This window comes from Haloparvum alkalitolerans (genome assembly GCF_050122995.1).
GTDB lineage: Archaea > Halobacteriota > Halobacteria > Halobacteriales > Haloferacaceae > Haloparvum > Haloparvum alkalitolerans.
This window is the reverse complement of record NZ_JBNLIA010000007.1, coordinates 33,061-50,914: the sequence shown is the minus strand read 5'-3', so window position 1 is coordinate 50,914 and position 17,854 is coordinate 33,061. Positions and strand designations below refer to the sequence as shown.

Here is a 17,854-nt window from a genome sequence, read left to right as displayed (position 1 = left end):
GATGTCCACCAACCGTCCAGACCGGCTTACGGACCGTAACTATTCGCTACAATCTGCGGACGAGTTCCATTTGGCTTTAACTGAAGAGCAGCAGACCGAACTTGAGCGTATCCTCTTTGAAGATGCTCGAACCGAGCACGAATGGGAACGAGGCGTTATCTGTGTCATCACACGCAGTAGCGGCCAAAACCGGGTGTCTTTTCTAGTACACGACATCCTCGATCCGGCTGATGGCGACATCAATTACGGTGGGAGTGTTCAATTCGATGCTGACTACCGGTACGAGGCAGTCGCTCGCGCCCGGGAAGTTGGCGACGCAGCTGGACTTTTATATATTCACACCCATCCGAATCTGACAGGGGACGAGACGGCTTTTCCAAACCCGTCTGTAGGTGATCTGAACACAGCTGAGAAAGACCTCTTTGAAGACGCCAATCGTCTTGGAGATGAGGCACCGCTCGGAATTGCTATCGTGAAAGACACCTCACGTCAGTGGCGAGTCATCGGCTACGAGTTCGATACTCCAGATACGGCTGATGACGTCGGGAAGGCAGCTTATTCACCGTCATCAGCCCGTACTTTCGACGCGGATTGTGTTCGTGTCGTGGGCAAATCACTGCGTGAATACCCGACGTCTAAGAAAACCGATGGCGCTGCAGGTGCGGCAGCAGCTATCTCACCGGATACACAAGATAGCACCATCGAACTGTGGGGTGAGGATGGACAGCGACAGCTGAATTCACTTCGTGTTGGTCTTGTCGGCGCTGGTGGGGGTGGCTCAATTCTCGCTGAGCACCTGGCTCGGATGGGTATCGGTGAACTCGTCGTCATTGATTTCGACAGAGTTGAGCCAGCGAATCTTAATCGTGCCCAGGGTGCGAGTCGGGCAGACGCAGATGCGCGACGTCCCAAGGTCGATATAGCCGAGCGCCTCGCCCAACTTGGTGGGACTGCACCCGGATTTTCCGTGGACGTCTACGAAGCAAGCGTTGTTGAAGCCCGACCACAGTACGGCGCTATTGACCGGCTGCTTGATTGCGATGTTGTTATTCATGCTGCCGAAGGTGAGTGGCCCACCCGAGTTCTTGACGAAATGGCTCACGCTCACCTTGTGCCGGTAATTAGCGGCGGATCGCACCTTCACAACACAGGTGGGGTACTAGACGAGAACGCCTATGCACAGGCAACTATCGCAGGTCCAGGGCAACCATGCCAGAACTGTGCCCGTCACTGGCGTGAGACGGCTGCTAATGACGAAATGAACAATCCCGACGCGACGGGGCCCGGGGACTATGGGTTGGATGAAGGCGCAGAGGGTGCTGATGAGACCACTGGCGAGGATCGGGAGCCTAGTACAAATTCAGTAAATCTCATCGTCGCTGGGATGGTAACGCTCCGGCTACAGGATTACGTACTCGGTGTCGCCGGCGGCCAGCGCGGGATTCGGCGGTTTATGCCCGGCACATGGTCGATGGAGGAGGGCATTAGTAGCTGTAAACCGGGTTGCCCGATGAAATCACTCTTAGCTGACGGCGATACTCACCAACTGACCCTCTCTAATGATCCAAAGTATGCGAAAATTCGTCGAGACCTGAACGGAGGTGATGAGCAGTGACAACGATCACGACGGTTGGAATTTCGGCTATGATTGGGGTACTCATCGGATATGGGATTAATGAGATATTCGGAGGGAGACGCAGTTCGATAGGGGTTCATCGTCGAGACGGGCGACTGTTACCATTCTGGCCGGGGTTTGTATTCTTCTCTATGGTTACGATCGTAGCGGCGTTTACAACAACAGCTGTCTCAGAATTTCTCTCTGAAGCATTCTCAGGACTCGGCGGTTTCGTATTAGCTTGTGGTGGAGTTGCATTCTTTCTGACAATAGTGAGTTATTCGAGATAGGTATTATCGTGGACTTCCTGCTAAACTGATTCTCTTGTACAAAATTCAATAACTAGGTCGTGGCTGCGCGCGCAACGACCGAAGGGAGTGAGCACGGAGCGGTGGGCGGGGCGGCGGGGCTTGGGCCGGTCCGGCACACATCAAAAAAGAGGTTACTCAACCCTCCTATTCTTCCCACCAACGGCGGTCGCGCTCTGGGAAGACGATCATACTGTCGTAGGTCACGGCGAGTGAGCACCGTCCCTCGTACCAGTTCTTCTTGACCGCCCGCATTCGCACGGTGTCACCTTCCTGGACGAAGGCGGGCTCGCTGGCCTTCCACGAGGTGAACTTGATTTTCCCGGTATCGTCCGCGACCAAGCCCACTTGAGCGATCTTCGGGCTGGAAGCATCCCAGAGCTGGACGACTTCTCCTTCGATGCTCACCTCGTCGGTCTGCACGTCCGGGACGTCCTCGATCGGGCAGATGGCCCCGGGGGCCGCCTTGAGTGCGTCCATCGTGTCGAACACTGCTTTGGTGATGTCTTGCCCCTTGGCGACCCGCTTTGCGAGTGCCCGCGAAACGGCCGCCCGACTATGACCGGTGCGAAGCCGCTGTGCCATCCGGTCTGCTTCCTGGTTCACCTTCGCCAGCTCCATCCGGGAGAGGCGTTCGCGCGGATCCGTCCGCTCAGGGGTGCGTTCCTTCCGAATGCGCTGCCGCCGTTCGGTGACGACCTCCCGCGTTCGCTTCGCCCGGCCCTCCTGGGTGCCGAGTTCCGCCTGGGCGCTGATATGGTCCAGTTCGGCCTCCCGGGCACGAATCTTCTCTTCCTGTGCGAGGGGCAGGTGCGAGAAGTCCTGGACGATGCCGTCCGGGTGGTTGGAATCCACCTTCGCCTGCTTTTCCTGCTGAACCGTCGCCCGGAACTCCGGCTCGTCGTCGACGACCTCGAAGCCGTCCTCGTCGACGCCGGCGTCTTCGGTTCGTTCGAATGCCTGTTCATCCACCGTAACGACCTTGCGACTCGAGTTGTTACTAGACATTGGAGTCTCAGTGCTCCGAAGGCGCTCACGCGCCGCCACCGCGATGTCCTAGCATCGCGGTTTTCCGACGATGTCGACGTCCGATAGCACCGACTGCGCGCTCTCGCTCGCGCCTTCGCGAGCGCCCTGCCGGGCGCGAGCGAGAGCGCGCCCAAGTGCGGCGACCCCAACCAGCACCGCGCGCCGACCCGCCCGGAGCGAGCGGCCAGCGGAGAAAGCGTGGGGGGTGAGCAGCCACGCCGCGCAACCCCCCGCGCTTTCCCGCTGGCGCCGAGGGCACATTCACTTTAGCCCGGCAGCCCGCCCGCTACCGCAGGCAGGCAGCCCGGAATGGTCGGTCGCGAGCGACGCGGAGGGCGGCAGCGGCGAGCGGGGCGGGCCGTGACGTACACACCTGTTCACCCGGCCGCGCCGCTCGGCCGGCCATTCACCGTCCTGGCGGACTCAGAAAGGGCGAGGCCGCCTCGGTCGTCCCCCGACCCCGCAAGCACCGCAGGGACGAGGAGCGCAGCGGTGGTCGCGGGATGCCGAGCAGCCGAGGGCTTTCGGGTGTCGTCGCCGGCGCTGGGTGTTCGGCATCGCTACTCGGAGACCGGTTACTCTTCGAGACGGCGGAGCAATTGTGTGACGTACGGACTGTTCTCCCAGCTCCGATGCGGGCTAATCGTCGTGATTAGCGTCCGAGCCTCTTTGGGGCTCAGATGTCCGTTCCGAGCGTAGTCGACGATGAGCCGTGGTGTCGGGACGATCCGTGGCCCTTGCAGCACGGCGTGGATGAGCGGGAAGTTCGTTCCGCCGAACTCGTCGGTGAGAAACCCATCGACGTCGAGCGCGTTCGCGAGGACGATACCGTCGGTTTCGCCGTCGTCGATCCCGAACGTCGGCCGCGAGTCTGGTGTATCCTCGCGCTCGTACGGGTCCGTGACCGTGCAGTAGCTGCGGGCTGCGAGGACGTTACTCGCGGCTGCCCCGTGGATATCTTGATACTGCGTGACGTCACGGAGCTCTGAAACGACTTCCGACGGCACGAACACGTCACACGACGTGAGCAGATACTGAAACGGGTCGGGGGCATCGGTACCGACAGTTGCATCCGAACGAGGTACGGCGAGACTGACGAGCGCGCTAGTGTCGGCGACGACCGTTCGCAGTCGCCGGCCGCTCATTGCTCGTCGTCGGCTGCGGTCTCGACCGCCGTCGCGTCGCCATCGTAGACGTCCACGTCGTCGGGAGCAGCGAGATCGAGTGGTTCATCCTCGAGATCCGCTTTGAGAAGCCGGAGGCGCTGGGCAGTCTCGGCGCCGACCAACTGCTTGACCGTCTCGAACTCAAGCTGGTCGTCGTAGTACTTCGTGGCGACAAGTTCCTGGAATGTCTCGCTGTCGGCCGTGTCTTCGATGTACTCCCGAATCGCCTCGACAAGCAGATCCGTCCGATCCTTGTCGAAGAGCTCCGCGATCGCATCCAGCCGGTCGACGAGATACTCTGGCGACTGGAAATGGACCCGTCGCGGATCATCACTTGCGCTCATTCTATGTGCACGTTCTGCACATAGAGTGATAACCGTTTCGACGTTTGCACAGAGCTTACACATCGGAGCCCTGATGGGACCGTCCCGCCAGTCTCAGCCGTCGTCCTGTGCGTTCAGCTCCTCGAGGAACCAGCTGGCTACCGTCCCAATCCGAACGCCGTCGACATTACGCATCTCAAGACCGTTCGTGGCGGTTCGGAACGGTTCGTTGTCGACGAGGATACGGTGGATGACTGTGCGGACGGGATCGGTCCCGTAGGTATCGATAACGGTCGCCATCGTCCTGTCGAAATGGGTATCCGCGTGCTCCGTTCGCGGGTTCTGCGCCCGGTGGACCACGAGGTCGATCACATCGTCGACCGATGCGTGGTCAGGATCCCCGGTTTGCTCACGAACGTCATAGCGGGGCTCTGTATCAGACATATCCAGTCACTCAGTGGCATTGCCGTCCGTATCACTCGTCACTGGGTCGGCTCTTCGTTGCCGGCGGGCCTCTGTAAGGAGCTCCTCGAGCGTTGCGACCTGATCGATCTCCGCGAGCTCATCGGTGATCTCGTCGATGAGTGCGGCTCGCTCGACGGCAGTCTCGTCGCTGGCGGTCGTGTCGATCGATGCGACGCGAAGCGCCCGCGTTTCGTGCCAGCCGCAGTCCCAACAGTCTCGGATCACCTCGATCTGCTCGTTCTCTTCCGCTGCGAGGACGGCGTCGGACAGCGATGTCGAAAGCGGCCGGTCCGGTCCGACCTCGAGGGTGACTGGAGAGCCGCATGCGGGGCAATCCATAGGCATCCTGAGGAGCCCTCACCAGTTGAAGATAGTGGATCTACCGCCGTGTCACCCGTGTCGACGACTGCTCGGTGCGTCAGTCTGTGACGACGTGCGCCCCGAGGTCGCGCGTCCAGTATGTTGCGAGCCCGCCGGGACTACAGCGAGCGCACAGTTGCAATGGGCCTTCCAAATGTCCCAGTTCGACCCGGAACCGGGTGAGAGCCCCGAGCGTGTGGACGACCAGTCCACAGCCGTCACAGTCGTTGTGATCGCGCTTATCGGGTCCGGCTCCGTCTGAATCGCGCAGTCGACGCAGATCGGGTAGGTGACCCGCTCGTCCTGGCCCCCGGTGTGGGCCTCGCCAGCCTCGGTACCTGGCGGGGCGTCGCAGAACGCACATCCGTTGAGTTCCCGGCAGGTCCATGCAGGAATGTTCGCTTGCTTCCCCGACATCTGCTCTCAGCGTCGCTCCAGTTCCTACTCCTGCCAGAAATGACGTCTCCCGCGCGAACCGATTCAGTGTGACAGCACACTAATTATCCCGCTCTCCCCCGACCGAACAGCTCTGGAAGGGAAGACTACTGCCGGCGGAACAACCCTATGCGACCCCACATCCGGGCCGGACTACTGTGTATCGAGTAGCCGTACCGGATGTGCGGGCCGGCGCGTGAGGAGTGCGTCGAGTTGCTCGAGACACGACGTCCCGCTGGCGACGACAGTACGGTCCGCGGTGTCTTCTGTTGTGAATTCATCGACGAGCGTCTCGCCGACGTCCACGCTGAGCTCGTAGTACTCGGACTTGTAGCCGAAGCTTCCAGCCATCCCGCAACACTCCACGTCCGAGGTCGTCACGTCGAACCCGCAGTCTTCGAGCACCGCCACCGTGTACGGTTCGAGATCGAGCGTCCGCTGCTGGCAGTGGCTGTGGTAGGCGATCCGCTCGTCGTCGCCGCCAGGGAGTACATCGATATCCCCCCCGTTCTCCAGCAGGCCGTAGACGTACTCCATGAGTTCGTAGCTCTGCTCGTGCAGCGCGGCGTAGTCGTCTTCCGGAAGGAGCCGTTCGTACTCGCGGTGGAACATCGCAAGATCTGACGGCTCGATGACGACGACATCGTGACCTGCCGCGATGGCGGGCGCGAGCGCGTCGTAGACGGCATCGGCGTTGGACTGGGCCGTCGACACCATCCCCTGTGAGAGCGGGGCGCGCCCGCTCTCGCCTGCGGGCGGAACGTCGACGCGGATGTCGAGCGCTTCGAGGACGCGGACGGCCGCCTTCCCGCGCTCCGTGCGCACGTAGTTCGTGTACGCGTCGGGGTAGAGTGCGACCTGTCGGCGTGCCTCGTCGCGACCGACGTGTGGCCCCCGCTTCTCGAACCACTCCACGAGTGATTCACGTTCGAACTCCGGGAGTTCACGGCGGCTGTCGACGCCGAGAGTTCGCTCCAGCAGCGAGCGCGCGGGACCGGTCCGTGCGGCCCAGTTCGAGAGCGGTGCGAACGCCGACCCGAGTTTCGCCAGGGTGTCGAAGTTCCCGAACAGCCGTTTCTGGAGGTCGACCCCACCGGGCTCCTCGTCCGGGGTGAGCCCCTCCACGAGGAAGTCGAAGTCGCCGTCCTCCCCGCGATTGATGCGGTCTCGGACGACCGTGTTGATCCACGGGATGTCGATGTTCACCGGACACTGGTTCACACACCGACTACAACCCGTACAGAGGTCGTTGAACTCGGCGGCACTGTCCTCGCCGTGGACGCCGGCCTCCCAGCCGGTGGCGATGCCGCCGGAGTACGTCTCGCCACCGAAGGCGTGGCCGCCGACGTGCTGGAAGTTCGCACAGGAGTTCGCACACGCCGAACACCGGATGCAGTACAGCGTCTCGCGGAGCTGATCGTCCTCGCGCATCTCCATCCGCCCGTTGTCGATGAGCACGAGGTGGAACTCGCGGTCGTCGCCGGATTCGAGTTCGTTCCCGCCGAAGGTGGGGGAGTCACTAGGCGGGGTGAACAGCGAGATGTAGGAGGTAATGTCCTGGCCGGTCCCGGATCGCCCGATCAGTTCGACGAACGGTTGGAGATCCTCGACACTCGGGACGAGTTTCTCGACACCCGCGACTGCGACGTGGGTGTCCGTCGCCTGCACGCACTTGCGGGCATTCCCCTCACTCGTGACCAGCGCGAGCGTGCCGGTGTCCGCGGTGACGAAGTTCGCGCCCGTCATCCCGACCTCGGCGTCCAAGATCTTCTCGCCGAGGTACTCGCGAGCGAATCGCGTCAGCTCCTCGGCAGTCTCCAAGGGCTCTTCGGGATCGAACACCTCGTTGAACAGGGCTGCGATCTCCTCGCGGGACTTGTGGATCGCCGGGGCGACGATGTGTGAGGGAGCCTCGTCGGCGACTTGGAGGACGAACTCTGCGAGGTCGGTCTCCCAGACGTCCCCGTCGCGTGCCTCGAGCGACTCGTTGACCTCGATCTCCTCGCTCGTCATCGACTTCGACTTCACCACGTCGCGGCCGTCGACGACCTCCTCGATGTATCGGTTCGCGTCGGCGGCGTCGTCGGCGACGTAGACGCTGCCGCCGTTGGCTTCGACGGCCTCGGTGACTTGGTCGACCAGTTCAGGGAGGCGTTCGATAGCGTCTTCCTTGATGGCACGAGCCTCGTTTTTCAACTCGTCGTAGTCATCGAGATTCGCGGTGGACTCGTACCGGCCCTCGTTGAAGACCTGGGTGTTCTCGTGAACGGCGTCGCCCTCGGTGTCGAGGAGATGGCGGATGCGCTCGGCCTTCTGCCGGCGGGTGTCGGCGCTCATCTACTTGTCCTCCAGGAGTACGACCGTCACATCCATCGGGCCGTGAGCGCCCGTCACGAGCGAGCCCATGTCCGCGGTTGCGCTCGGCCCCGTCGCGATGATGGACTGTCCGACGCCGTTCCGGATATCCTCGGCGAGCTGGTCGAACGTCGCGTCCATGTCCGGCAGCACGTCGCTGGCGGCGACGACGGCGACGTGTTCGTCCGCATAGAGACTCACCGGCTCCTCGCCGTCGGTACCGCCCTGGATGATCACCGAGCCGTAGTCGGCGATACCGTAGCCGGCAGCAGTGACGCCGGTCGCCGCGGCCTCGAGGTCCGCGATCGACGGATCGGTATCGACGCTGTCCGGCAGCGAGACGGTCTCGAAGGGGAGTGAGGTGCCGACCGTAGGTGCGTCGAGCAGGGGTGAAAGCGTCGACGCGAACTCGTCGGCCGTGGTTCGCACGAGTTCGACGCCGATCTCGTCGAGCGACGACTCGAAGGTCGCAATTGCCTCAGCTGACATGTTCCCCAATATTGAACCAACAGTTAATGGATGTTTCCTCTCCGGCCTAAACATCTCCTCTCTTTCGTTATGAATATCCGCCGGCCGTATCTGCAGGTATATCTCATATAGAAAGTAAATCACATATGGCTGGTTGTTCGATGGACCAATAGTGGAGAGATCCAACCATGCCTGATGTTCTCACACTAGCTCTCGTCGGCGTCGTCCCGATCGGCGTCGCGTTCGTACTGCTCGCTGGGTTCCGGTGGTCCGCCGCTCGCGCAATGGGTGTCGGGTGGCTGCTCGCGGCCGGAATCGGACTCACGTACTGGAGCATGGAGCCCACCTGGTTGGTAGCGTCGGCCGTCTACGGCGCGCTGCAGGCCGTCGACATCATCCTCATCGTCTTCGGTGCGATCCTCCTGATGAACTACTTGGAGGGCAGTGGCGCTATTGCTACGATCAGGTGGTACTTCGGGCAGATCGAAGGAGACCGGCGCATCCAGGTGCTGCTCATCGGTCTCGGATTCATGACCATCATCGAAGGTGCAGCCGGGTTCGGGACACCGGGAGCACTCGCCGCACCACTGTTCATCGGCCTCGGATTCCCCCCATTGGCCGCTGCGGTGTTCGGGCTCTACTTCAACGCCCCGAACCCGCCGTTCGGTGCCGCCGGCACGCCTGTCATCGGCGGCACCGGTGCCGTCATCAACCCAGCGCTGTCCGGGTCGGTGAGTGTATCCGAGTTCCTCTCGATGGTCTCTGCGTGGACTGGCGTCATCACGGGACTGACGTACGTGTTCTGGGGACTGCTCGGCGTGTTCTTCCTGACGTACTGGTTCGGGAGCGGTGACGGTGAACGCAGCATTGGAGCCGCCATGCGTAGTACTCTCCCCATCGCGCCGTTCGCGCTCGTACTCGGCGTCGTCACTGGTGGCACACAGCTGGTAATCGCGTGGTTCGTCGGGCCTGCACTCCCCGATATCGCCGCGGGGTTCGTGGTGCTCGGCATCGGTCTCCTGCTCGCAAACAACGATATCCTCATCCCTGATGACCAGTGGGATTTCCCCGAGGAATCGACATGGAGCGACACGTGGCTCGGCGGCCTCGATCTTGACGAGGTGTCCCGTGATCAACCCAAACAGGAGATGTCCGTGCTGTTGGCGTGGACACCGTATCTGCTCGTTGCGCTCGCACTGCTCGTCACGCGGTGGCCGGACCTCACCGTCGCCGGCGTCGCTGTCCTTGACTGGATCCAGAGTTTCTCCGTCGGTCTCGATTCGATCCTCGGTACTGAACTTGGATACACCCTTCAGTACCTCTATCTTCCCGGAACGATGCCGTTCATCCCCATCGCGATTCTCACTGGCTTCCTTCACAAGATGGACACCACACAGATGGGGGCAGCGTGGCGACGGTCGATCCAGCAGATCGCTCCGGCCGCCCTCACGCTCATTATCGCCGTCTCGATGACGCAGATAATGATTCAGTCGCAGACGAACACCGCCGATCTCCTCGGCATGATGGAGGCCCTCAGCCGCGCGCTCGCGATGGGCGCCGGCGGTCTACTCCCGCTCATCTCGCCGTGGATCGGCGCTATCGGCTCGTTTATGACGGGGAGCAACACGTCCTCGAACATCCTCTTCAGCGTACTCCAGTACAACGCCGCCGAGACGGTCGGCGTCTCCCGGGTGATCGCCGTCAGCCTGCAGAACGTCGGCGGCGGCCTCGGAAACATGGTCTCGGTGTTGAATGTGGCCGCTATCTGTGGTGTCGTTGGAATCACTGGGCGTGAAGGCGACCTCCTGCGGAAAGCGATCATCCCAATGGCGCTGTTCGCCGTATTCGCCGGCCTGTTCGGGATGCTACTGACGTACGTTCTGGTCCCCGGCCTGTTCTGACCCCGGTCGACAACGTACCGGGGCTCCGCTGCTTCCGGTATAGAAGCGAGATATACGAATAGATCGGCCCGTACTCGCCGGCGCGGTCGTCGTCGTTCATACGACGAGCTGGTGGCTGGCCTCATCGTAGGCGAGTGCGGCTTGCGCGACGGCGAGATTCTGCCGCGTCGTGCGCCATGCCGTGAGATCGTCCCAGCCCTCCGTCTCGTCGGCGTCGAGTTGCTGGGCAAGTTCCTCCGGTGACACCACGTCGTAGCGGTCCTCGTAGTGTCGGATCTCGTCCTTCATGTCTTTGATACTGTCGAGCAACTCCGGTCGAGTGACCTCCTCACGCAGTTCGCGGATCCGGGACATCAAGATACGGTCGCTGTTGCGCTTGTACAGCGTCGTTTGGCCGTCCTGTTCCGTCTCGGCGAACCCTGTGTTCACCAGCGTCTTGCAGTGCCGACGTGCCGTCGGCTCGCTTACGAGGGCCCGATCGCCGATCTCGGCTGCCGATTGCCCGTCGTGGGTCTGTTCAACGACTTCGTACACCCGCTCGAACGGTGTGGTCTCCGCTTTCCAGTCCGCTTTGACCTGCTCGTTGACATCATCCCACGTCTCGGTCATACTGAGTGCTACGCGAGCTAGAAACAAATAGTTTTCTGAGAAAACCATCTGACGATCGTGGCCGTGCAGGGACGTTGTCAGGCTACCTGCTTCTCTAGCGTCTCGTGGTGCGTCTGGATCGTCGTTGGCATGCCGCCCCCAGTCTCCGCCATGTCACTCTGCGTCAGCTTCTCTCTGGCGTTCGCCGATGTTCGTGCTCTGAGCATCTCCCAGCGCCGCTTGATGGGAATTACACAGTTGCGGCAGCTGGTGGTAATGGCGTTGAAAGGACTTGGCGCGGGGATGATTGCCCATGTTGCCTACAGTACAAGCGAGATCTCCGTTTCGAAGCGGACAGATGTTCCAGAGTAAGAAACGTGCGCTGCTAATCCTTCTTGTGGTTGGTGTCGGTGCCGGTCTTTTGGTGAATGTCATTATCCCTCGTATGGTCGAACCCTTTACCGTTCGTTGTTGTTCAAACTACTGGGCTTTTTGCTGACCGGTATGTGACCTCTCCACTTACTGATCGAAAATTGAAACCTCTCGAATGAGTGGCCTCATCTACTGAATGGATTCTTTCTTGCCTTCGGTCCATCTATTCCAAACTTGGTATCACAGGTATACTCTCGATAGGCTAGTTCCAAAACCGGACAGTCAGTAGTATCCTCCATTAATAAGAGCCACGCGGTACTTCGTGTGCGTAGATGTCACTATCCAGTGCTGAAATCATCCAACATCTACAGAATATAGACCCGGACGAATTTGAGCACTTCATCGGTGATCTCTGGGAACGACTTGGTTGGGAGACAGAAGTTACCACTAGGTCGAGCGATCGTGGAATTGATGTCATCGCTAAGCGGTTTCATCCGTATCAGCAAAAAACCCTGATTCAGGCTAAGCGATACCAGTCTGACAACCGAGTTGGGAGCCCACAGATTAGAGAGTATAGTTCTCTTCGACAGCAAGAGGAGAACGTTGATCAGGTCCTTGTCGTAACCACGAGTGCATTCACATCGGAGGCGAGTGCAATCGCCTCAGAGCTGAATGTGAAATGCATCGATGGAGAGCAGCTTGCACAGCTGGTAGAGGAGAACGACGCGATGGATCTGGTGGAAACTACGACTGGGGGCCTTCAACCATCGAGTTCCACCCCACGAGAGACAGATACAAAATCGGGGAAGAGCACTCGTGAAACAGCTGAATTGCCCCGGGGAATTGGTGATGATGTCATCGCAGAATTACTCGGAATTGCACGCGTTAATTTCTCCTCCGAGAGTGATGTTTCTCCAAACAAAATGGATTTTGATGGGCTCTTCGTAGCCCTTACTCTCCGTACTCGTAGTCTCCAAGATAGTGTCTGGCTGGCTATTGGGGACAAACAGGAGGTTGATGTCGTTGATAGCACTGGCTCAAAGCACAATCCGATCTCCCTCTCCGAGAAACCACTTCGAAACGGCTGGCAAACACACGATCCGGAGGTGAGAACGCAAACCGGCCCACGGAATCTTGATATTGATATCCGAATACAGGAGACTACGAGGTATCTTCTGGCAGTCGATCTGAGTTCAATATGCGACCTCACCCGAATCAAAATCGATCGTTACGGAATCGAGATTGACTTTACCGAAGTGGATCTTGCCGACATTCCGAGCTTGCCTGACGACCTCAAAACTAGTCTGGACTCAGTTAGGGGAGTCTCGGTACACACGAGCTAAAATGATCTCCTGCGGAAGTCTGGTAGTGGTTCTAGTGGCGCTCCGGTTCGAGCCACCCAACGGCGTCGATGAGCACCGGCGTGATCGTGTACTCGCGGTCGCCCGCGGTCGTCGTTACAGTCAGGTCGATCTCCCGGGCGACGTACTGGCGTGGCTGCTCGTCGTCGGTGATGTCGACGACACCGGCGTCAACGAGCCGGTTGACGTAGCTGTAAGCCGTCCCCTGAGCGAGTTTGAGGTCGTTCATTACGTCTTGGACGGCCGCCTCCCCCTTCCGAGCGAGGTACGCGTACAGCTGGGCGAGCTGTGGCTCCTCGAGGAGGTCCGCGAGCGAGAGGAAGTCGTGGACGATGTCGCTGTCGGCGCGGTGGTGTCACACCCGCCGTGAACGCCGGGGCTCTTCACTTGAAAAGTTGGCCAACGGGATTCGGTTAGGTGACATCCACACAGCGATTAACCGGACTGTTTCTGCAATTCTTGGTACCGCTCACGAAGCGTCACAGGCGTCACGTCGGCCACCGCCGCGATCTCTTCCTGGATCAGTCCGCCACCGTGCTCTTCGCTCGCGAGATAGAGGCACCCGGCCGCGACACCGGATGGGGATCGCCCGCTGATCAACCCTTCCTCACGGGCGCACTGTGCGAGGTCGGCTGCCCGCGAGCGGATCGCCGGTGATACGTCGAGTTCTGTGAACAGCCGCGGCAGGATGTCGCCCGGCGAGATGGGGCGACTCGCAATTCCGAGTTCCGTGTTGAGGACGCGATAGCCAAGGAGGACCTTCCCGCGGTCACAGCGGGCCACGTCCGCGACTTCCTCGATGGTGCGGAGGAGGCCGTCGGTCCGACACGCCCCATACACACTGCCAGCTGCAAGCGCTTCGATCGAACGACCCTTGAGGAGGTCTGCCTTCTGTGCCTTCCGGAAAAGGGTGCTTGCGCGTTCACGAAGCCCCTGTGTAAGGTCGAGCGCGCTCACGAGGCGGGCGATCTCCGTACAGGCGGTCGCGAGGTTTCGCTCGCACTTTGAACTGAACTGTGCCCGACTGTGCCGCATCCGGAGCCGGGACATCTGCCGTTGCTTCCGTCCGGAGAGGGTGTTGCCGTTCGCGTCCCGTCTGCTACCGATCTCGGTCGAGAGCCCGCGGTCGTGTCGCGTCTGCGTGACCGGGGCGCCGGTTCGGGACTTGTTCTCCGTTCCGTCCTCGAAGTTTCGCCAGTCCGGGCCGTGGTCGATCGGCGACGCATCGAGCACAAGCCTGCAGTCGTCGCACACGGTTTCGTGTCCCGTCGTCGTAACGCGGCCGCCGCAATCCGGACAGTCCGCTTGTTCGGGCTCCTGTGCTTCTTCGTCGAACGTTCGGTCGTAGATGGTTCTCGTCTGCATTGGGTATTCGCGGCGACCCGCGTGGGATCGCCCCGCACCCTCTCAGGGGCCGACAAACCCCCACGGGTTAGCGGAGGAACCGCCCGTCCGGTGCCGGCACGGTCCCCGTTCGAACCTCGATGTCGACGCGTCGGAGGTGTTTGCAGCCACCTTGGGGATCGCGGTGGCGTGCATCCGGGCACGTACATTGCTCGGCCGCGAGATCGACCTCGTAGGTGCTGCCGGTCGCGCTCTCGACGATGTAGCGAGCGCCCTGCTCGCCGAACCGAACCTCCATCGCCTCCGACAGAGCACGACGCGTCCGTGGCGCTTCGATCGAGTAGCCGCCATCCGTTACGGGATGTGGCCGCCGCTCAACCGTGCATGGTTCCCGGAACTCGTCACGATGGTTCCGCTCCTGGCCACATCGTCGGCACCGCCAGTACGTCGTCGTGTACGAGTATGGTGGCCCCTCGGTCAGCTCGATGTCGTAGGCCGTTGGTTCGCGGCCGGGGACCTGCTCCCTGACGCGGAGGAGCTCGTGATCGTTCTCGATGCACGGATCGGCCGTCGCAACCGTTTGCTGTCGCTCGCGGTCGGGAGAGTCTGTCGCCATGGGATCGGTGCAGGCCCGCAGTCGCGCGCCCGCAGCCCTCGGGGCGTGACAATCCCTCCGTACAACGGTGCGACCTGTGGTTTGGAAGCGGTGGCTGGCGTCTGACTATCTCGGTTGTTGAGGGAGTTACCTTCTACAGATTCGCCGACGGTTGAACGCGAACGGCAAGCTCGCCATTGTCCGTCACCGGTGTGACCGGCAGTTGCGGTATCTGGCGAAGCGCATCGAGAACCTCTCGGACATCGCCCACTACGTCATCATGATCGCGGAGGGTACGCTCCGCGATGACGTAGTCCGTGTCGACAGGACAGAGCGAGTCGAAGAGGCTCTCGAGCGAGCCCGTGACGCGAGCCGAGCCGCTTCCTCTCTGACTATAGCGCTGGCTATACCCCGTTTCGAACCGCCGTCGGCCGATACACCACGTTGCGTCTACAGTCGGTCGGTACTCCACCACGACCGTCTCGTACTTCGTAAGTCGACGCTCGCCGAGCTCGTGGAGGATCCAGTCGTAGATCTCGCGTGGTACGCTCGTCGAGACGACGTTCGATCCACAGCCAGTCAGGTTGACTGCCTCGAGTGCGTCACGGTTCTTGGCGACGAATTCGGCCGCGGCCGCACGCTCCTCACCGGCGACGTAGTAGATAGTCGTGAACGCCCCAGTTGGTGTTGATGGCGGCCCACCTGGCGACCGCGACACGTCGATCTTTCGGACGCGTTGGCGCTCGTCCGGGCCGAGGTTCCCGAGCTTGACCCCTGTTTGTGGCCCCTCGGTGAGTACCTCGAACTCCTGCGTCATGGCTGGGTCGTTGCCGGTTATTCTGCATGAAGGTGCCGGCAGTGTCAGAAATCTCGAACAACATGCTGGGTGTTGTTGCTGTCGGATCTGTAACTGACGGTGGTCCCACCTTGTCGGCGACCCTCCCTGGAGTACGCCTTGGCTGGGGTCACGTTGCTTGCTGTGTGGGGTGACTCTCTGTCTCATCGTCAGGGTTTCTGTCCCTTTCGTCCCCGAGGTCGTGGCTGCGCGCGCAGCGACGAACGGAGCGAGCACGGAGCGGAGGGTGGGGCGGTGGGTGTGGGCTGGATGGTGCATTCTCTCCGTCTTCCGGGTCCGCACCGACGCCGATCAGCCGCCTGCGGATCCACACGGCAAAAAGGGGGCTGCGATGGCCTACGGGGTCAGCCAGTCGTCGCGTTCGGGGAAGGTGACCCGCGACCGCCCCGTCAGTGCCACCGAGACGCGCCCCTGGTACCAGCTCGTCGCTGCGTCGTACAGCCGCACGCGCTCGCCTTCCTCGATTCGGGGTTGGTCGCTTTTGACCCAGCTGGTGACCTTGATGCGCCCCGTCTCGTCCTCCAGGAGTCCGACCTGTTGGATGGCCGCGCTGGTCGGCTCCCACAACTCCACGACGCGCCCTTCGATGGACACCTCGCCGCGACCGACGTCCGCGACCGCGTCGATCGGGGTGAGCCGCCCGGGATCACGATCGAGCGCCTCGCTCGTCCGCATCACGGCCGTTGGGATGTCCGCCCCGTCCGCGACTCGCCGCGCCAGCTGCCGGCTCACGGCCGCCGCCGTCCAGCCGCCTTTCACGTCCGCGATCGTCCGCGCCTGCTCGTTCACGGCTGCCAGCTCGTCCCGGCTCAGCGTCTCCCGGGGATCCGGCTGCTCCGGCCCGGCCCATTCGTCCACGCTCGCGCGCCGTTCCGCGAACGCCTCTTGCCGTGCCCGACTCTCGGCCGCCGCTTGGCGCCGTGCCCGGGCTTCCCGGTCCGACGACTGCCGCCGGTCCCACCGCTCGCGCGTCCGCTCCTTCTCGAGCTCGCGTGCCAGCGCCTTCTCCTCGGCTTCCAGCGTCAGTCCGTGAACGCCCGCATCCGGATGGTTCGCGTCCACCTTCGCGCGCACCTGCATGTCCACCGTCGGCCGCAACGGCTCCGCATCGTCGTCTTCCTCCGCTGCTTCCAAACCCTGTTCATCGACCGAAACTTCTTGACCGATAACGCGTTTACTACTCATTGGTGTTCTAGCACCTGAAGGCGCTCACGACGCGCCACCTCCCGCGCTTCATCGCGGGATTTTCTCCGACTCACCGACGGAACCAGCTGCGCGCGCCGCTCGCGCCTTCGCCTCGCGCCTCATCGGGGCGCGAGCGGCGCGCGCCTCAGAGGAGAGTCCCAACCAGCACCGCGCGCCGACCCGCCCGGAGCGAGCGGCCAGCGCATTCCCCGTTCGCCGCGACGCAACCACGTCCGTCGCGGTCGGCTTTGCCGAGGTCCCTTGGACCCGAACGGGTGAAGCGCTGGCGCCGAGGGCACATCCACTTTAGCCCGGAACGGGCGCGGGCGGTGCGGAGAGCGCCCGCACGCCCGGAATGGTCGGTCGCGAGCGACGCGGAGGGCGGCACGCGGCGCGCGGGGCGTGCCGGTGCGTACCCACCATAGATGAGTATCTCGACTCTCGCATCTGACAACGCTCTGTGCGTGCCTTCGAGATTCCGATCGCTAGAGTGAGAAATATACTGTGCCGGATCGTTGGCATCTACGCGATGGGAGGATGTCGTCGCACTTGTTTTACTCCGCGTTCCATAGGACGGTGAATCTCTCGTGCCGCTGTGGCTCTGAACATCGTTGGAAGAGTGAGTCACCATCGCAGCGCGCGAGCGTTCTGCCGACCACCGGATGGATTTTGACCTGTGCTTAAATACATATATTCGATAAGTGAGCCGCTTGAAGACTGGCGTTGAAAGGTGAAATTACTACCCAACCGGCCTCCAATCGGCGGCATATGGGGCTGCTGTGGAAGACACTCGTCCGGGGTGTCTACAAGTCGGCAGGGCTAGACTCACCGTACTCCGCGACTGAATATGGTGTTAACTGGTCGAAACAACGCAAGAGATGTCTGGAACGAGACGGCTACGCCTGCCGTGTCTGTGGTGATGCAGAGGATACGATCGGCCGGGAGCCGGCTGTTCACCATATTCGTCCGCGATCGCAGTTTGACGGCACACCGCAGGAGATGAACGCGCTGGAAAATCTGGTAACACTCTGTCCGGAGTGTCACGGCCAGTTTGAAGGAGAGTTTACGGAGTGTAGCGTAGGCACGTTCGTTTCCAATGCCCGGAAAAGAAAGTTTTAATTATTTATA

Annotated in this window: 17 protein-coding genes and 2 pseudogenes; 5 read left to right on the top strand and 14 right to left on the bottom strand. The window is 61.5% G+C overall.

Going from position 1 to position 17,854, the window contains the following annotated elements:
* Position 1 precedes the first annotated feature (1 nt).
* Both ACQE3L_RS08960 and ACQE3L_RS08955 read left to right on the top strand, forming a co-directional pair.
* A complete protein-coding gene (locus tag ACQE3L_RS08960) occupies positions 2-1,615 on the top strand; it encodes a HesA/MoeB/ThiF family protein (RefSeq protein WP_426963433.1) in 1,614 nt (537 codons plus the stop codon).
* Positions 1,612-1,905 carry a hypothetical protein gene (locus tag ACQE3L_RS08955; RefSeq protein WP_426963432.1) on the top strand — a complete coding sequence of 98 codons (294 nt, stop codon included), beginning with the start codon at positions 1,612-1,614 and terminating at the stop codon, positions 1,903-1,905. The genes ACQE3L_RS08960 and ACQE3L_RS08955 overlap by 4 nt, the downstream gene beginning before the upstream one ends.
* Before the next feature lie 165 nt (positions 1,906-2,070).
* Here ACQE3L_RS08955 and ACQE3L_RS08950 read toward each other — a convergent pair whose 3' ends face one another.
* The 8 genes and pseudogenes from ACQE3L_RS08950 to ACQE3L_RS08915 all read right to left on the bottom strand — a co-directional run bounded on the left by ACQE3L_RS08950 (position 2,071) and on the right by ACQE3L_RS08915 (position 8,545).
* Positions 2,071-2,931 carry a DNA-binding protein gene (locus ACQE3L_RS08950; protein ID WP_426963431.1) on the bottom strand — a complete coding sequence of 287 codons (861 nt, stop codon included), beginning with the start codon at positions 2,929-2,931 and terminating at the stop codon, positions 2,071-2,073.
* A gap of 596 nt (positions 2,932-3,527) precedes the next feature.
* The gene (locus ACQE3L_RS08945; RefSeq protein ID WP_426963430.1) at positions 3,528-4,097 is read right to left on the bottom strand and encodes a hypothetical protein; all 570 of its coding nucleotides are present in this window, start codon (positions 4,095-4,097) and stop codon (positions 3,528-3,530) included.
* The gene (locus ACQE3L_RS08940) at positions 4,094-4,462 is read right to left on the bottom strand and encodes a ribbon-helix-helix domain-containing protein (protein ID WP_092663537.1); all 369 of its coding nucleotides are present in this window, start codon (positions 4,460-4,462) and stop codon (positions 4,094-4,096) included. Before ACQE3L_RS08940 ends, ACQE3L_RS08945 begins: the two co-directional genes overlap by 4 nt.
* Before the next feature lie 93 nt (positions 4,463-4,555).
* Positions 4,556-4,885 carry a DUF8158 family protein gene (locus ACQE3L_RS08935; RefSeq protein ID WP_426963429.1) on the bottom strand — a complete coding sequence of 110 codons (330 nt, stop codon included), beginning with the start codon at positions 4,883-4,885 and terminating at the stop codon, positions 4,556-4,558.
* Between the two features lie 6 nt (positions 4,886-4,891).
* Entirely contained in the window at positions 4,892-5,245 is a 354-nt protein-coding gene (locus ACQE3L_RS08930; protein ID WP_426963428.1) for a DUF8105 family protein, read from the bottom strand.
* A 79-nt stretch (positions 5,246-5,324) separates the two neighbouring features.
* Positions 5,325-5,683: pseudogene (locus ACQE3L_RS08925) on the bottom strand (DUF7558 family protein).
* A gap of 171 nt (positions 5,684-5,854) precedes the next feature.
* Entirely contained in the window at positions 5,855-8,038 is a 2,184-nt protein-coding gene (locus tag ACQE3L_RS08920) for an LUD domain-containing protein (RefSeq protein WP_173231005.1), read from the bottom strand.
* Entirely contained in the window at positions 8,039-8,545 is a 507-nt protein-coding gene (locus tag ACQE3L_RS08915; RefSeq protein WP_173231006.1) for a LutC/YkgG family protein, read from the bottom strand.
* A gap of 167 nt (positions 8,546-8,712) precedes the next feature.
* Between ACQE3L_RS08915 and ACQE3L_RS08910 the strand changes: the two genes are divergently transcribed.
* The gene (locus tag ACQE3L_RS08910) at positions 8,713-10,425 is read left to right on the top strand and encodes an L-lactate permease (protein ID WP_173231007.1); all 1,713 of its coding nucleotides are present in this window, start codon (positions 8,713-8,715) and stop codon (positions 10,423-10,425) included.
* Positions 10,426-10,521: 96 nt separating this feature from the next.
* On the opposite strand, the gene ACQE3L_RS08905 is transcribed toward ACQE3L_RS08910, so the two are convergent.
* Complete coding sequence (locus tag ACQE3L_RS08905) at positions 10,522-11,034, bottom strand: winged helix-turn-helix domain-containing protein (protein WP_426963427.1); 513 nt, start codon at positions 11,032-11,034, stop codon at positions 10,522-10,524.
* Between the two features lie 683 nt (positions 11,035-11,717).
* On the opposite strand from ACQE3L_RS08905, the gene ACQE3L_RS08900 reads away from it, so the two are divergent.
* Positions 11,718-12,728: a restriction endonuclease gene (locus tag ACQE3L_RS08900; protein ID WP_426963426.1), complete on the top strand. Its 1,011-nt coding sequence runs from the start codon at positions 11,718-11,720 to the stop codon at positions 12,726-12,728.
* Positions 12,729-12,768: 40 nt separating this feature from the next.
* Here the strand turns inward: ACQE3L_RS08900 and ACQE3L_RS08895 are convergent.
* The 5 genes and pseudogenes from ACQE3L_RS08895 to ACQE3L_RS08875 all read right to left on the bottom strand — a co-directional run.
* Positions 12,769-13,080 (bottom strand): annotated as a pseudogene (locus ACQE3L_RS08895) (helix-turn-helix domain-containing protein); the annotation flags it as partial.
* 101 nt (positions 13,081-13,181) lie between these two features.
* Positions 13,182-14,111, bottom strand: a complete 930-nt coding sequence (locus ACQE3L_RS08890) for a transcription initiation factor IIB (protein WP_426963425.1) — start codon at positions 14,109-14,111, stop codon at positions 13,182-13,184.
* A 67-nt stretch (positions 14,112-14,178) separates the two neighbouring features.
* Complete coding sequence (locus ACQE3L_RS08885; protein WP_426963424.1) at positions 14,179-14,706, bottom strand: hypothetical protein; 528 nt, start codon at positions 14,704-14,706, stop codon at positions 14,179-14,181.
* Between the two features lie 133 nt (positions 14,707-14,839).
* Positions 14,840-15,502, bottom strand: coding sequence for a hypothetical protein (locus ACQE3L_RS08880; protein WP_426963423.1), 663 nt, complete (start codon positions 15,500-15,502; stop codon positions 14,840-14,842).
* A 375-nt stretch (positions 15,503-15,877) separates the two neighbouring features.
* On the bottom strand, positions 15,878-16,726 hold the full coding sequence (locus ACQE3L_RS08875) for a DNA-binding protein (RefSeq protein ID WP_426963422.1): 849 nt from the start codon (positions 16,724-16,726) through the stop codon (positions 15,878-15,880).
* A gap of 768 nt (positions 16,727-17,494) precedes the next feature.
* Between ACQE3L_RS08875 and ACQE3L_RS08870 the strand changes: the two genes are divergently transcribed.
* Positions 17,495-17,845, top strand: coding sequence for an HNH endonuclease (locus tag ACQE3L_RS08870; protein ID WP_426963421.1), 351 nt, complete (start codon positions 17,495-17,497; stop codon positions 17,843-17,845).
* Positions 17,846-17,854 lie beyond the last annotated feature (9 nt).

Bases quoted from the DNA above. Each gene is read 5' to 3' on its own strand.
- ACQE3L_RS08940 (WP_092663537.1), bottom strand. From the start codon at position 4,462: ATGAGCGCAAGTGATGATCCGCGACGGGTCCATTTCCAGTCGCCAGAG.
- ACQE3L_RS08915 (WP_173231006.1), bottom strand. From the start codon at position 8,545: ATGTCAGCTGAGGCAATTGCGACCTTCGAGTCGTCGCTCGACGAGATC.
- ACQE3L_RS08960 (WP_426963433.1), top strand. From the start codon at position 2: ATGTCCACCAACCGTCCAGACCGGCTTACGGACCGTAACTATTCGCTA.
- ACQE3L_RS08945 (WP_426963430.1), bottom strand. From the start codon at position 4,097: ATGAGCGGCCGGCGACTGCGAACGGTCGTCGCCGACACTAGCGCGCTC.
- ACQE3L_RS08880 (WP_426963423.1), bottom strand. From the start codon at position 15,502: ATGACGCAGGAGTTCGAGGTACTCACCGAGGGGCCACAAACAGGGGTC.
- ACQE3L_RS08875 (WP_426963422.1), bottom strand. From the start codon at position 16,726: ATGAGTAGTAAACGCGTTATCGGTCAAGAAGTTTCGGTCGATGAACAG.
- ACQE3L_RS08885 (WP_426963424.1), bottom strand. From the start codon at position 14,706: ATGGCGACAGACTCTCCCGACCGCGAGCGACAGCAAACGGTTGCGACG.
- ACQE3L_RS08900 (WP_426963426.1), top strand. From the start codon at position 11,718: ATGTCACTATCCAGTGCTGAAATCATCCAACATCTACAGAATATAGAC.
- ACQE3L_RS08950 (WP_426963431.1), bottom strand. From the start codon at position 2,931: ATGTCTAGTAACAACTCGAGTCGCAAGGTCGTTACGGTGGATGAACAG.
- ACQE3L_RS08910 (WP_173231007.1), top strand. From the start codon at position 8,713: ATGCCTGATGTTCTCACACTAGCTCTCGTCGGCGTCGTCCCGATCGGC.
- ACQE3L_RS08870 (WP_426963421.1), top strand. From the start codon at position 17,495: ATGGGGCTGCTGTGGAAGACACTCGTCCGGGGTGTCTACAAGTCGGCA.
- ACQE3L_RS08890 (WP_426963425.1), bottom strand. From the start codon at position 14,111: ATGCAGACGAGAACCATCTACGACCGAACGTTCGACGAAGAAGCACAG.
- ACQE3L_RS08920 (WP_173231005.1), bottom strand. From the start codon at position 8,038: ATGAGCGCCGACACCCGCCGGCAGAAGGCCGAGCGCATCCGCCATCTC.
- ACQE3L_RS08905 (WP_426963427.1), bottom strand. From the start codon at position 11,034: ATGACCGAGACGTGGGATGATGTCAACGAGCAGGTCAAAGCGGACTGG.
- ACQE3L_RS08930 (WP_426963428.1), bottom strand. From the start codon at position 5,245: ATGGATTGCCCCGCATGCGGCTCTCCAGTCACCCTCGAGGTCGGACCG.
- ACQE3L_RS08935 (WP_426963429.1), bottom strand. From the start codon at position 4,885: ATGTCTGATACAGAGCCCCGCTATGACGTTCGTGAGCAAACCGGGGAT.